We start from the raw sequence: 230 nt of genomic DNA on the forward strand, positions 1-230 counted from the left end.
GGATCAGGCCGACGGTCTCGGCCTGGGCGCCGAGCGCGGCCCAGGCGGCGTCGGCGTCGGCCGGGCTCTTGATCCGGAACTGGCCCTTGCCGTCGTAGCCCAGGCGGCGGGTCTTGAGGATGCACGGCGTGCCGATGGACTGCAGCGCGGCGTCGAGGCCGGCGCGCGAATCGATCGGGGCGAAATCGGGCACCGGGATGTCGAGCTCGCGGAACAGGGTCTTCTCGGCC

1 protein-coding gene is annotated in these 230 nt (G+C 73.0%); it reads right to left on the minus strand.

Going from position 1 to position 230, the window contains the following annotated elements:
• Positions 1-230: ATP-grasp domain-containing protein (locus tag HKX41_13980; GenBank protein ID NNC25242.1), on the minus strand; the 230-nt coding region annotated here is incomplete at both ends.

Source organism: Salifodinibacter halophilus (assembly GCA_012999515.1).
Classification (GTDB): Bacteria; Pseudomonadota; Gammaproteobacteria; order Nevskiales; family Salinisphaeraceae; genus Salifodinibacter; species Salifodinibacter halophilus.